This window comes from Marseilla massiliensis, assembly GCF_016899955.1.
Taxonomy (GTDB): domain Bacteria; phylum Bacteroidota; class Bacteroidia; order Bacteroidales; family Bacteroidaceae; genus Prevotella; species Prevotella intestinigallinarum.
The window spans coordinates 1-13,098 of sequence record NZ_JACJJL010000024.1; the positions used below are offsets into that span (position 1 = coordinate 1).

Genomic DNA, 13,098 nt, shown 5'->3' on the forward strand with positions numbered 1-13,098 from the left:
CGCCGGGCGGGCGGGGGCCATGCCTCGGCCGAGTTTGTGGCCGTGGGCGCCCAGCGCCGGGTGGTGCCGCCCGAGGAGCCCACCGCCGGCCATTGCCTGGTCAACGTGGCCGTGGGCCAGGCTGTGGCGGTGGCGGGCCACAGCCTGCACATCACGCTGCGCTGCGACAACCTGCTGGGCAGCCGCTACTACGACCACACCAGCTACTACCGCCTGATTGGCGTGCCCGAGCCGGGGCGCAGTTTTGCGCTCATGGCCTCGTGGGCGCTGTGAGCCGCGCAAGTGGCTCGGCCACAGCCGTTTGCAAAACGGCCCCCGCGGCCTTGCCTAACGGCCCGCGCTGCACGGCCGCCGAGCCCGTTTGGCGGTGCGAAACGGCACGCCGGGAGCGGCCGGGGGCGGGCGTTGTCCGCCGCCGGGGCTGCAACGAATGCAAAAACCCTAATCAACCATAGTTATTAACCGGATGGATTGCATCCACAAAAAAAGAAAAGAGATGAAGAAAAGTTTAGTTTTCGCAGCGTCAATGCTGCTGAGCGTGTTAGTGTTTGGCCTGGCCTCGTGTGACAACGACGACGACGCAGCCAAGGTGAAAAAGCCTGTGGTGGAGCTCACCGAAGTGGGGGCGGGCAACAGCGGCGAGGTGACGGCCGGCTCCGACCTGCACCTCGAGGCCGAGGCCGAAGCCGAGGGGGGCATAGCCCGCATAGACATGACCCTGACCCCCGAGGGCGGCAAGGCGCCACGGCTGGCCGCGGCCTGGGCCGAGGGCAAGTATGTGGGTGTGCGCAACGCCGACTTCCACGAGCATGTGGACATACCGGTCGACATGCCCGCGGGCCGCTACAGGCTTGTGCTGACCGTTACCGACAAGGCAGGGCAGTCGGCTTCGGCCACGGCCGTGCTCACCGTCAGGGAACCGTCGGCAGGCAAGCTGTCGGCAAGCATAGTCGAGGTGGGCAAGGACAACTCGATGAAGGCGGTGGCCGGCGGCGAGTTGCACCTTGAGGCCGAGGTGAACGCGCCAAGCGGGATAGCGGCCATAGAGGTGGAACTGCACAACGGCGCCGCCGGATACGAAAAGACGTTTGAGTTTGCCGGCAAGTATGTGGGCAAGACAAGCGCCATGTTCCACGAGCACATTGCCGTGCCGGCCGACGCCCCGGCGGGCGAATACCACCTGCACTTCACCGTCACCGACGCTGAAGGCAACTCTGTGACCGAAGAGGCCGAGGGGCTTGTAGTGACAAGGAAATGAACCGCGGCCGGCCCGCGCCGCTGCTGGCGCGGGCCGGCGGCACAACAACAAAACGTTATGAAAACCAGGAATATATGTCGTTTAGTATGCGCTGCGCTGATGGCGGCGGCATGCTCTGCCGCCGACGAGGCCGGGGCCGACCTCGAGAAACCCGTGATTGCCAGTGGGGCGGTGGCCTCGCCGGCCGACTGCCAGGTGTACCACAGGGGCGAGACGGTGGCCGTGCGCTATGTGTTTTCCGACAATGTGGAGCTCGGCAACTACAACATCGAGGTGCACAACAACTTTGACCATCATTCGCACTCTACATCGGCGGGCGACTGCGACTTCGACCCAAAGAAGCAACCCGTGAGGCCATGGGTATACAACCGGTCGTTCGCCATACCCGACGGAAGCCGCCGCTATGAGGCGAAGGTAGACATCGACATACCCGCCGACATCGACACGGGCGACTACCACTTCATGGTGCGCGTTACCGACAAGGCCGGCTGGCAGCAGCTTAAGGCCGTGAGCATAAAGATTACAGACGGTGCCTACTGACCAGCGGGCGGCCTTTCCGGCCATGCTGCCACCAGGGCGGCGCGCCGGAGGGCCGACCCGCGCAGGCCCGTTGGGCGGAATGAAAAAAAGGAGACGCATCCTTGTGGATGCGTCTCCTTGCTTGTTGTGACTCCGATGGGATTCAAACCCGTAACCTTCTGATCCGTAGTCAGATGCTCTATTCAGTTGAGCTACGGAGCCAACGCTTTGTTTGCGCCTCATTTCTGAATTGCGGTGCAAAGGTACGCAGTTTTTTTTGAATGGCCAAACATTTTCGCAAAAAAAATGCCGCGGCACTCAAAAAAAGTGCGTTTTAGCCTGTTTTTTGCCCTCTGTGCCCGGTTTTGCATGGCTTCGTGCCTCTTTTTCCATGGCTTCGTGCTTCATTGTTTTATGTCTCCGTGCTTCATTGCTCATGGCTATGTGCCACCCTTTGCGTATTTCTTTGCTGCCGTGTGCCCGCCTCTGCGGCCTTGGTCATGATGCTTTGTGCCTACGGCCGGATTGGCCGGTGGCGCCCGGCCCGTTGTGCACCCGCATACTCTGGTGAACGCAAACAGCGTTGCAGCCCGCCTCTTGACCGTGGGCAGATTCCGTTTTTTTTGCGCCTCAGGTCAAGTCTGTGTCCATTTTTTTTGCCGTTTAGTCTTTTTGGGCTATCTTTGCAAGACGTATAAAAGTAAAAAAGTGAAAAGATAATAAATAAAAAAGGTAAAAGTGAAAATGGGCTGCGCCATGCCGCAAGTTGCCGTTGGCAATGGCTGATGCTGCCCCAGGCTAAGGGTTAAGTATTAAGAATAAAGGATTTAAGGATTAAGAAAGGGTTGCGCGGTAACAACAGAATGCCGTAGAAAGGGCAAATGTCTGCGCATCCAAGTTATTAAGAATAAAGGATTAAGGATTAAGAAAGGACTGCGCGGTGTGAGCGTAAGGCGACGGAAAAGGCAAATGTCTGCACTCCCGTACTCCGGTACTCCTGCATACAGATGCTGATGTCTGCGCCTCGGCACTCCAGCATACTGTTGCAAATGTCTGCACTCCAGTACTCCTGCACTCCTGCATGCAGTTGCAAATGTCTGCACTCCAGTACTCCTGCACTCCTGCATGCAGTTGCAAATGTCTGCACTCCAGTACTCCTGCACTCCTGCATGCAGTTGCAAATGTCTGCACTCCAGTACTCCTGCACTCCTGCATGCAGTTGCAAATGTCTGCACTCCAGTACTCCTGCACTCCTGCATACCGATGCAAATGTCTGCACTCCCGTACTCCTGCACTCCAGCATACTGTTGCAAATGTCTGCACTCCAGTACTCCTGCACTCCTGCATACTGTTGCAAATGTCTGAACTCCTGTACTCCTGAACTCCTGCATACTGTTGCAAATGTCTGAACTCCTGTACTCCTGAACTCCTGAACTCCTAATAAAAAAAGAATAGAGCAATGGTTTTAAACTATATCTGGATATCGTTCTTCGTCATAGCCTTCGCCATCGGCGTGGTGAAACTGGTTCTGATGGGCGACACCGGCGTGTTTCCCGCCATGATCGACTCCACGTTCGCCTCGTCGAAGACAGCCTTCGAGATATCTCTCGGGCTCACGGGCGTGCTCTCGCTCTGGCTCGGCATCATGAAGATAGGCGAGCGTGGCGGAGTGGTTGACGCGCTGTCGCGGTTGCTCAGCCCTGTGTTCACGCGCCTGTTTCCCGACATACCCAAGGGCCACCCGGCCACCGGCAGCATCTTCATGAACATTGCCGCCAACATGCTTGGCCTCGACAACGCCGCCACACCGCTGGGCCTGAGGGCCATGGAGCAGCTGCAGGGGCTCAACCCGCGCAAGGACACGGCCACCAACCCCATGATAATGTTCCTCGTGCTCAACACGAGCGGGCTCACCATCATACCCGTGAGCATACTCGTCTACCGCGCGCAGATGGGTGCCGGGCAGCCCACCGACGTGTTCATACCCATACTCCTGGCCACGTTCTTCTCAACCCTGGCGGGCATTGTGGCCACCAGCATCTACCAGCGCATCAACCTGCTCAACCGCACGCTGCTGCTCACGCTTGGCGGCATGTGCGTGGCCGTGGCCGCGGTGATATGGGGTTTCGGCCAGATGGACAAAGACCGGATGAACCTTGTGAGCACAAGCGTGGCCAACATACTGCTGATGACCATCATCGTGGCGTTCATACTGGCCGGCATGCGTAGGCGGGTCAACGTCTACGACGCCTTCATCGAGGGAGCCAAGGAGGGCTTTACCACCGCCGTGCGCATCATTCCCTACCTCGTGGCCATACTCGTGGGCATCGGCGTGTTCCGTGCCTCGGGGGCCATGGACATGATTGTGGGCGGCGTGAGATGGGCCGTCGAGGCCTGCGGAGGCAACAGCGACTTTGTGGGGGCACTGCCCACGGCGCTCATGAAACCCCTGTCGGGCAGCGGGGCGCGGGGCATGATGGTTGACGCCATGGCCACCTACGGCCCCGACTCGTTTGTGGGCAGGCTGAGCTGCATATTCCAGGGCTCTACCGACACCACGTTTTACATCCTCGCCGTTTACTTCGGCAGCGTTGGCATACGCTACACCCGCCATGCCGTGGCGTGCGGGCTGCTGGCCGACCTGGCCGGTGTCGTAGCCGCCATAGGTGTGTGCTACATGTTCTTTTAGAATTAAGGATTGAATTAAGTATTAAGTATTAAGAATTAAGGATTAAGAAAGGGCTGCGCGGTGTCAACAGAAGGTTGTGGGAAAGACTAATGTCTGCACTCCCGCACTCCAGGCCCCTGCATTCCGATGCAAATGTCTGCACTCCCGTACTCCTGCACTCCTGCATTCCGATGCAAATGTCTGCACTCCCGTGCTCCTGACTCCTGCATTCTCAAGAATATAGAAAAAGTATGGCAAACTTAAAGTCATTGGCCAAGGATACGGCCATCTACGGACTGTCGAGCATAGTTGGTAGGTTTCTCAACTACCTGCTCGTGCCACTCTACACAGCCAAGCTGTCGGCCGAGAGCGGCGGTTACGGTGTGATAACCAACATGTATGCCTACACGGCCCTGTTGCTTGTCATACTCACCTACGGCATGGAGACCACCTTCTTCCGCTTTGCCAACAAAGAGGGCGAAGACCCACAGCGCGTCTACTCCACCATCCTCATAAGCGTGGGAGCCACCTCGGCCGCCTTCGTGGCGCTGGTGCTGGCCTTCATCGGGCCGCTGTCGGCCTTCATGGGCTACGCCGACCATCCGTCGTACGTGTGGGTGATGGCCATGACCGTGGCCATCGACGCCTTCCAGTGCATACCGTTCGCCTACCTCAGGTACATGAAGCGCCCCGTAAAGTTTGCGGCCCTCAAGCTGCTCTTCATCGTGGTTAACATAGCCCTCAACCTGTTTTGCTTCATCGCCCTGCCCCACATCACGGGCAGGCCCACCGACGTTGGCTACGCCTTCTACATCAACCTGGCCTGCACGGCCAGCATAACGCTGTGCTTCCGCCGCGAGCTCACCGGCTTCGGCTATGTGTTCGACCGCCGCCTGATGGGCCGCATGCTGTCCTACGGATGGCCGGTGCTCGTGCTGGGCATTGCCGGCATACTCAACCAGACGGCCGACAAGATACTCTTCCCATACATCTACGACGCCCCCGACGCCCACCAGCAGCTGGGCATCTACGGCGCCGCGTCGAAGGTGGCCATGGTCATGGCCATGATAACCCAGGCCTTCCGCTATGCCTACGAGCCCTTCGTGTTCGGCAAGTCGCGCGACAGCGACAACCGCGACACCTACGCCCGGGCCATGAAGTTCTTCGTGATATTCACGCTGATGGCCTTCCTCGTGGTCGTGGGATACATAGGGCTGCTCAAGTTCATCATAGCCCGCGACTACTGGGGCGGGCTGCGCGTGGTGCCCATAGTGATGGCTGCCGAGATAATGATGGGCATTTACTTCAACCTGTCGTTCTGGTACAAGCTCACCGACCGCACCGTGTGGGGGGCCTGGTTCTCGGGGGCGGGCTGCGTGGTGCTCATCGCCGTCAACGTGGTCTTCGTGCCGCGCTACGGCTACATGGCCTGCGCGTGGGCCGGGGTGGCGGGCTACGCCACGGCCATGCTGCTCAGTTTCTTCGTAGGCCAGCGCTATTACCCCATCAGCTATCCCCTGGGCCGCATCTTCTCATACGTGGCCCTGGCGGCCGTGCTCTACGCCGGCATGGCCCAGGCCAACGCCCGGCTGCCCCTGGCGGCAGCCCTGGCGGTGAACACGGCGCTCATAGCCGTGTTCGTGGCCTACACCATTTGGCGCGACCTGCCCCTCGGGGCGCTGCCCGTGGTGGGCCGGAGGCTTGCCCGCGGCAAGGAAACCGACAACGACAATACCCAAGACAATAAATAAACAATCATGAAAAAGTCAACATTGCTTATCGCTGCGGTGCTTTCGGCCGCGGCCGTCCATGCCGACGAAGGCATGTGGACGCTCTACGACCTGCCACAGGCTGTCTACAACCAGATGCAGGGCTACGGCTTCTCCGTGCCCTACGACGGCCTCTACGCGGGCCCCGACGCCATCAAGAACGTGGTGCTCAACTTCGGGGGCTTCTGCTCCGGCGTGGTCGTATCGCCCGACGGGCTTGTGTTCACCAACCACCACTGCGGCTTCGGGGCCATCAACGCCCACTCCACAGTGGAGCACGACTACATGAAAAACGGATTCTTCGCCAAGACGTATGCCGACGAGCTGCCCAACGAAGACCTCTTCGTGAGCTTCATGGTCGAGCAGAAAGACGTCACCGACAGGCTCAGCCAGATGGGCATCTACGACATGAAGCCGTCGAGGCAGGCCGACTTTGTCGACTCGCTCGAGAACGCATGGTCGAAGGAGGTGAAGCAGAAAGACTCTACGCTGCGCCTCGAGATAAAGCCGTTCTACGAGGGCAACAAGTACTACGCCACCACATACCGCGACTTCCGCGACGTGCGCCTGGTGTTCACCGTGCCTAAGTCGATGGGCAAGTTTGGCGGAGAGACCGACAACTGGATGTGGCCCAGGCAGACGTGCGACTTCTCCGTGTTCCGCATATATGCCGACCCGAAGACCAACGGCCCCGCCGAATACAGCAAGGACAACGTGCCCTACCACCCGGCATCGTGGGCGCCGGTGTCGCTCGACGGCTACAAGGAGGGCGACTTCTCCATGACCATAGGCTACCCGGGCTCTACCAGCCGCTACCTCTCGTCGTACGGCATACGCGAGCGGCGCGATGCGCGCAACGCACCGAGGGCACAGGTGAGGGGCGTGAAGCAGGAAGTGATGATGCGCCACATGAGGCAGAGCGACGCCGTGCGCATAAAGTATGAGACGGCATACGCCTCGAGCTCCAACTACTGGAAAAACTCACTGGGCATGAACAAGTGCATCGACAGCATAGGGCTGATTGCGCAGAAGGCCGCCTTCGAGCGCAAGGTGCGCGCCTACGTCGACTCAACGGGCTACCTCAAGGGCAAGCTCGACTTCGACGAGCTGAAGCGCATCTACGACGGGTGCTTCGACCTGGTGAAGTCGCGCACGTTCTTCGGCGAGACTTTCTACGGCACGAGCGAGCTGGCGGCCCGGGCCATACGCGTGCACAACGGCATGGAGGTGAAGGGCCCGAAGAAGAGCAAGAAGAAACAGTACGTTGAGTTTGAAGACAACAGCGAGCACTGGGACGAGGCCACCGACAAGGAGATGTTTGCCGTGCTGCTCGACAACTACCGCAAGCAGGTGCCGGCCAAGTACCTGCCCGACTTCTACAAGACCATCGACGCCGACTATGCCGGCGACTGCCGCAAGTATGTGGACTACGTGTGGGCCAACTCCGTGCTGATGAAGCCCGGGCAGAAGATTTACATCAACAAGAAGTCGTTCATGAAAGATCCCGGCGTGAAGATGGGCCTCGACATAACGGCCGTGATGGGCGACCTCACCGCCCCGTTGCAAGCCATCATGGACTCCATCGACGAGCAGGAGCGCTACCTCTGCGCGGCCAAGCTGCGCATGGAGCAAGACATGCCCAACTACAGCGACGCCAACTTCACGATGCGGCTTAGCTACGGCCAGGTGGGCGGGTTCACGCTCGGAGGCAAGCCCTCGGGCTACTACACCACGGCCGAGAGCATAGTCGAGAAGATGAAGAAGAGCGCCGTGCAGCCCGACTACTTTGCCGAGCCGGTGATGCAGCAGCTCATGTCGGCCTCCGACTTCGGCCGCTACACCGACAAGGCCACGGGCAAGATGCAGCTCTGCTTCCTCACCAACAACGACATAACGGGCGGCAACAGCGGCTCGCCGATGTTCGACGGCAAGGGCCGACTCATCGGACTGGCCTTCGACGGCAACTGGGACAGCCTGTCGAGCGACATTTTCTTCGACTCCCGCCTGGCCCGCTGCATTGGCGTAGACATACGCTATGTCATCTACATGATGGACAAGTGGGGCCACGCCGACCGCCTGCTTGAGGAGATGTTCCGCAAGTGACGCGCCGACGCTGCCTATGTGTAAACATGCGGGGAGGGCCTGATGGCTCTCCCCGCTTGCGTTTCCTCCGGGCCGTTGGCAGCCCGGCGTGGCACCGAGGCCGCGGCGGCGGCTCTTGGCGGGCAAGGCTTTGGCGCCTGGCCAAGCGTCAATAGGCATGGCGGAGGCTCGCCCCCAAAGGCTGTTGCCGTGGCAAGGCGCGGCTGCAAAAGCGGCCACATGGCCAACGGTGCTGGTTTTACCTATTCTTTTTCTTTGTTTACATAATTCAATGCCATTATCGTAAGTATGGAAAATGCAAAGCTCTGCAAGGTCACTATGTCCTTGAGGCTGAGTTAATGCGGGGGTGTCAGCAGGCATTCGGCGGCATTGAACACCCAGCAGATAATCAACAAGAGCATTGTGTTTATCAAAAACTTCTTCATCGCACATCATTTTTTTTGTTATACTTAATGTCTGCGGCCTTCAGTAGGCTTGTCGCGCCGCTGCTGTGGTTGCTTGGCTTGTGCCTTGCTCCGTCGGCATCGTTTTCGCTCCTGTGCCATTCCGAGCCATGAAACAGGCCGTATTTCACTGCCATACGGCCTGTTTCATAAGCCAATACGGCACGTTTCATCGACAGGTGCATCAACCTTTCAATTTCAACATCTGCCCGGTTCGATTTGAAGATTGTCTCTTCGCAAATATACACTTTTTATAATGACAACGGAAGCGGCCGGCGGGGGAAAACGACAACGGCCCGGCGTGCCGGCCAATGAGCCGCATTACGGCACATGTAGGCAGCCTTCTGTTCGGCGACATGCCGCCCTGCGGGCAGCAGTGGCAGGCGGTTTTCACACCGATAAAATGTAATAGGTGGTGGTTGTGATGCCCCGTTTGGGATAAATGTCGTAACTTTGCAGGCCGTAACTGCCCGTGGCGGCAGCCCCGCGCCTGCCTCGTCGGGCTGTCACGGCAAAGACAATGCAAGCGAGAGCAATGCAAGTTTGCTTGCGAATTGCCGAGCGCCGCTTGTTTTATGAAAAGACAATGCAAGCCAGAGCAATGCAAGTTTGCTTGCGAATTGCCGAGCGCCGCTTATATGATGAAAAGAAAACATAACGCTACATGATAGAACTGCAGCCAGACAAAGGCATCCCCCGACGCCTTTTGTTCATGATGGCAGCCATGGCGGGGCTCACCGTGGCCAACCTGTACTACAACCAGCCGCTGCTCGAGCTGATGCGTGCCGACATTGGCATGGGCGAGGTAGAGGCCAACATGGTCACCGTGGTAACCCAGGCAGGCTATGCCATGGGCCTGTGCCTCATCATCCCGCTGGGCGACCTGTGGTCGCGGCGGCGCATCATAGTGACGTGCATGGTGGGGGCGGCGCTGATGACGGCCGCCATTGCCACCGCCACCGAGGCATGGGTGCTGTGGGCGGCGTCGCTCGTGATGGGCGCCTGCTCGGTGGTGCCGCAGCTGTTCATGCCCATGGCTGGCCAGTATTCGCGCCCGGCCGACAAGGCCCGCAACATAGGGTGCGTGCTCAGCGGACTGCTGTGCGGCATTCTGGCCTCGCGGGTGGTCAGCGGCATGGTGGGCCAATGGCTCGGGTGGCGCACCATGTTTGCCGTGGCTTCGGTGGCCATGGTGGCCTCGCTTGCGGTCATACTGGCCATGATGCCCGCCATGAAGCCCAACTTCAGCGGCTCGTGGGCCCAGCTCATGGCCAGCGTGGGGCGCATGGTGGCCGGTAGCGGGCGCATACGCGTGTGCTCGGTGCGGGCCGCCCTGGGCTTCGGGTCGATGCTGTCGGTGTGGTCGTGCATGGCTTTCAGGCTGGCGGCCGAGCCATTCTGCGCCGGTGCCGACGCCGTGGGGGCCCTCGGCCTGTGCGGCGTGGCAGGCGCCATGGTTGCCGGCGGCATGGGGCGGTTGGTAGGCCGCTTCGGCGTTCGCCGCTTCAGCGTGGCCGGGGCGGTGGTCTTGATGGGGGCGTGGGCTGTGGCCTGGGGCTTCGACGGCACCTATGCGGGCCTTGTGGTGGCCATCATTCTTATAGACATCGGGCTGCAGTGCCTGCAACTGTCAAACCAGAGCGCGTGCATGATAGAGGTGCCCGACGCGGCAAACCGCGCCAACACCATCTTCATGACCACCTATTTCGTGGGCGGGGCCATGGGCACCATGCTGTCGGCATTGGGCTGGAACATGGCCGGATGGGACGGTGTGTGTGCCGTCGGCGCCCTGCTGGCTGCTGCCTCGCTCGTGGTAACGCTCTGTTCGCGCTACTGACGGCGTGCCGATGGAATGGGGCTTTTTTGCGCCTCATGCCCCGTTTTTTACTAATTGACCTCTTCTTTTTATCCATTGACTTGTGCGCCGGGCCTCAGGGTTCGGCTTTTTCCGCATTTTGGCTTATCTTTGCATAAGTCAAGCTGCACTCGGCAATCAGTGAGCGAGCTCACAATGCCGGCTCACCAGATAAATCCAGGAGGCTTATTAGGAGTTCAGGAGTACAGGAGTTCAGGAGTTCAGACATTTGCTACAGTATGCAGGAGTGCAGGAGTACAGGAGTACAGACAATAGTTTAGGGTATATTTAGGTGGCGGTAGACAGCAGGCAGGGGTACAGACAATAGCTATGGAAACATTGGAGCTCTGGGAGCATGGGGAAAGTGTTGCGGTAAGACAGTCGAATACTATTGTCTTAACTCCTTTACTCCCTAACTCCTTAACTCCTAAAAGCCCACTATGTTTATCGGGTGTTCCACAATGCTCTCGTTTGCATTGCCTTTGCATAAGTCAAGCTGCCCATAGGGAAATGATAACTACATATTATTGAGTACGCAACCGTAAAAAGAAGAGGAAAATGAAAAGCAGGATGAAGACGCTCGCCGTGTGTGCGGCGATGGCGCTGGCCGGCAGCCAGCCGGCCTGCGCCCAGCTTGGCGACATACTGAAGAAGGCCAAGCAGGGTATTGAGGCAGTAGACAAGGTGGTGGGGCAGTTTACCGGCCAGGAGGCCGCCGAGGGCCGCGAGGTGCCCGTTGCGTCGGGCGGCACCATGATCAACCCGCTCGCTTCGGTGATGGACGTAGAGCTTGTGGGTGCCTACGGCAGAAGCACGTCTGAGAATTACGGCACGGTCTACCTTGTGTTCAAGATCAAGATGTTGGCCAACAAGGCCTCTGTGGGGCTCGGCGGGGCTGTAGACAACGTGAAGTCGATGGCCGTAGACCAAGACGGCAACCAGTATCTGACGGGCACTGACGGCCAGTTTCGCAAGCCGCTGACCGAGGGTGTGGCTGTCAGGGTGGCCCTCGACGATGCCGACGCCCACTACCGCGACGTGCCGAGGTCGGTCAGGCAGATGCAGATTATCAAGGTCGGGGCGTTCATCGACCAGCAGGCCAAGGGCATGATAACGTTCAAGAATGTGCCCGTGGTATGGGATGCCGAGCCGCAATGACGGCCGCCCCGGCTGCCGTCGGGCCCTGTGCGGCACGCCCGCGGGGGTGTGCCGCCGCCGGCAAAACCGTATGTTTGGGGCGCATTTCAGCCGTTTTCGGCCCGTTCCATCGGCGCGGCGCCACTGTCGCCGTTGTCTGTTGCCGGGCTTTCGGGGGGCGCATAGCAGCCAGGCGTGGTGCCGGTGTACTTGCGGAAGGCCCTCCTGAAGGTTGACAGCGAGTTGAAGCCGCTTTGCTGCGCCACGTAATCCAGGGTGTACTCCGGGTGCTCTTGCATCAGGGGTACGCTTTTCTTGTTTATGCGCATGGCGTTGATGTAGTCGTAAAACGTCACCCCCTTCACCTCGTTGAAGTATTGGCTGAGGTAAGTGCGGTTGGTGCCGAGCCTCTCGGCCAGTTGTCCGAGCGACAGTTTCGGGTCGAGATACAGCCTGTCGTTTTCCACCATGCTCTCCATCCGGCCTGCAAAGGTGAAGTCGCGAGGGTTTGGGGCGGCCTTGATGTCGGCCCCGTCGTCGTAGGGTTCGGGCGCCACGGGCCTCAGCCTGTCGCAGAAGTGTATGGTGAGCTGCCAGAAGGCTATGCCCGCCAGGTATATCAGCGAGTCGGCGGCGGGGTGCCTCACCACCGACACCACCACCCAGAGAAGCATGTAGGCGAAGCCCGCCACATACAGTTTCCTGAGCCACGATATGTCCATGTTGTCTATGTCAGAGAAGTTGGTGTAGAGATAGGCCGTGTAAATCTCGGCCCTTGCGTAGCCAATCCTTAGCACCGTGGCCCCGAACAGGGCCAGGAAAGCCATGTAGACGGTGGCCATGGTGTGCGACGGCATGGCCGTATAGAGGGCCGTCAGCAGGGCGAAGGGCAGTGCCGTGAGCGCCACCCTTCGGGCGTTGACCCATCCCGGCGTGGTCAGCTCGAACAGCAGGCAGGCAAAGGTGATGGCGCTCCACCCGTCGGCCACCTGTATTGCGTCGAGCATGCGCGGCGTATAGGCGTATGGCAGCAGCGCCGCCAGGTCTTTGGCCGTGGTCAGTGCCCAGTAGGCGCAGATGGCTCCGAGCAGCGTCTGCAGGCGCGTGCGCTGCCGCCTGGCCAGCAGTTGGCAGGCGTTTATTGCGAAATAGGCCGTCGACACGCCGTTGAAGAATGCGGTCAGGCTCAGTTGTGGCATGTGCTTCTGTGTTGTCTTAGGTTTGTTTCCGCCCCCGCGGCCCTTGCCTTCGGTGCTTGTGGCCCTGCGGCGCGTGGCGCGGCGTTGGGCCGTGGTTGGGGCTTTTGCCTGCAAATGTAGCCATTTTTATCCGCATTTATTGCGTCG

Annotated in this window: 9 protein-coding genes, 1 tRNA gene and 1 pseudogene; 8 read left to right on the forward strand and 3 right to left on the reverse strand. The window is 59.5% G+C overall.

All coding sequences use genetic code 11. The features are described from left to right. The 3 genes and pseudogenes from H6B30_RS12445 to H6B30_RS12455 form a co-directional block, all read left to right on the forward strand. Positions 1 to 273 (forward strand): annotated as a pseudogene (locus tag H6B30_RS12445) (TonB-dependent receptor); the annotation flags it as partial. A 223-nt stretch (positions 274 to 496) separates the two neighbouring features. Further along, positions 497 to 1,258 (forward strand): DUF4625 domain-containing protein, encoded by a 762-nt coding sequence (locus H6B30_RS12450; RefSeq protein WP_205111070.1) that lies wholly within the window; start codon positions 497 to 499, stop codon positions 1,256 to 1,258. A 57-nt stretch (positions 1,259 to 1,315) separates the two neighbouring features. Beyond that, on the forward strand, positions 1,316 to 1,798 hold the full coding sequence (locus H6B30_RS12455) for a DUF4625 domain-containing protein (protein ID WP_205111072.1): 483 nt from the start codon (positions 1,316 to 1,318) through the stop codon (positions 1,796 to 1,798). Positions 1,799 to 1,925: 127 nt separating this feature from the next. Here H6B30_RS12455 and H6B30_RS12460 read toward each other — a convergent pair. Then, a tRNA-Arg gene (locus tag H6B30_RS12460) sits at positions 1,926 to 1,999 on the reverse strand. 1,237 nt (positions 2,000 to 3,236) lie between these two features. Here H6B30_RS12460 and H6B30_RS12465 point away from each other — a divergent pair. The 3 genes from H6B30_RS12465 to H6B30_RS12475 all read left to right on the forward strand — a co-directional run bounded on the left by H6B30_RS12465 (position 3,237) and on the right by H6B30_RS12475 (position 8,317). After that, entirely contained in the window at positions 3,237 to 4,466 is a 1,230-nt protein-coding gene (locus H6B30_RS12465; RefSeq protein ID WP_205111074.1) for a nucleoside recognition domain-containing protein, read from the forward strand. A gap of 230 nt (positions 4,467 to 4,696) precedes the next feature. After that, positions 4,697 to 6,196 (forward strand): oligosaccharide flippase family protein, encoded by a 1,500-nt coding sequence (locus H6B30_RS12470; protein WP_205111076.1) that lies wholly within the window; start codon positions 4,697 to 4,699, stop codon positions 6,194 to 6,196. Positions 6,197 to 6,202: 6 nt separating this feature from the next. Next, positions 6,203 to 8,317 carry a S46 family peptidase gene (locus tag H6B30_RS12475; protein WP_205111078.1) on the forward strand — a complete coding sequence of 705 codons (2,115 nt, stop codon included), beginning with the start codon at positions 6,203 to 6,205 and terminating at the stop codon, positions 8,315 to 8,317. A 421-nt stretch (positions 8,318 to 8,738) separates the two neighbouring features. On the opposite strand, the gene H6B30_RS12480 is transcribed toward H6B30_RS12475, so the two are convergent. Continuing rightward, positions 8,739 to 8,897 (reverse strand): hypothetical protein, encoded by a 159-nt coding sequence (locus H6B30_RS12480; RefSeq protein WP_205111080.1) that lies wholly within the window; start codon positions 8,895 to 8,897, stop codon positions 8,739 to 8,741. A 527-nt stretch (positions 8,898 to 9,424) separates the two neighbouring features. Here H6B30_RS12480 and H6B30_RS12485 point away from each other — a divergent pair. Then, the gene (locus H6B30_RS12485) at positions 9,425 to 10,597 is read left to right on the forward strand and encodes an MFS transporter (RefSeq protein ID WP_205111082.1); all 1,173 of its coding nucleotides are present in this window, start codon (positions 9,425 to 9,427) and stop codon (positions 10,595 to 10,597) included. 576 nt (positions 10,598 to 11,173) lie between these two features. After that, on the forward strand, positions 11,174 to 11,773 hold the full coding sequence (locus H6B30_RS12490) for a hypothetical protein (protein WP_205111084.1): 600 nt from the start codon (positions 11,174 to 11,176) through the stop codon (positions 11,771 to 11,773). 86 nt (positions 11,774 to 11,859) lie between these two features. On the opposite strand, the gene H6B30_RS12495 is transcribed toward H6B30_RS12490, so the two are convergent. Further along, the gene (locus H6B30_RS12495; protein WP_205111086.1) at positions 11,860 to 13,065 is read right to left on the reverse strand and encodes a helix-turn-helix domain-containing protein; all 1,206 of its coding nucleotides are present in this window, start codon (positions 13,063 to 13,065) and stop codon (positions 11,860 to 11,862) included. Positions 13,066 to 13,098: the final 33 nt, after the last annotated feature.

Excerpts from the sequence above, each read along its gene's own strand:
- H6B30_RS12470 (WP_205111076.1), top strand. The coding sequence starts at position 4,697 with ATGGCAAACTTAAAGTCATTGGCCAAGGATACGGCCATCTACGGACTG.
- H6B30_RS12485 (WP_205111082.1), top strand. The coding sequence starts at position 9,425 with ATGATAGAACTGCAGCCAGACAAAGGCATCCCCCGACGCCTTTTGTTC.
- H6B30_RS12475 (WP_205111078.1), top strand. The coding sequence starts at position 6,203 with ATGAAAAAGTCAACATTGCTTATCGCTGCGGTGCTTTCGGCCGCGGCC.
- H6B30_RS12450 (WP_205111070.1), top strand. The coding sequence starts at position 497 with ATGAAGAAAAGTTTAGTTTTCGCAGCGTCAATGCTGCTGAGCGTGTTA.
- H6B30_RS12490 (WP_205111084.1), top strand. The coding sequence starts at position 11,174 with ATGAAAAGCAGGATGAAGACGCTCGCCGTGTGTGCGGCGATGGCGCTG.
- H6B30_RS12465 (WP_205111074.1), top strand. The coding sequence starts at position 3,237 with ATGGTTTTAAACTATATCTGGATATCGTTCTTCGTCATAGCCTTCGCC.
- H6B30_RS12455 (WP_205111072.1), top strand. The coding sequence starts at position 1,316 with ATGAAAACCAGGAATATATGTCGTTTAGTATGCGCTGCGCTGATGGCG.
- H6B30_RS12480 (WP_205111080.1), bottom strand. The coding sequence starts at position 8,897 with ATGGCAGTGAAATACGGCCTGTTTCATGGCTCGGAATGGCACAGGAGC.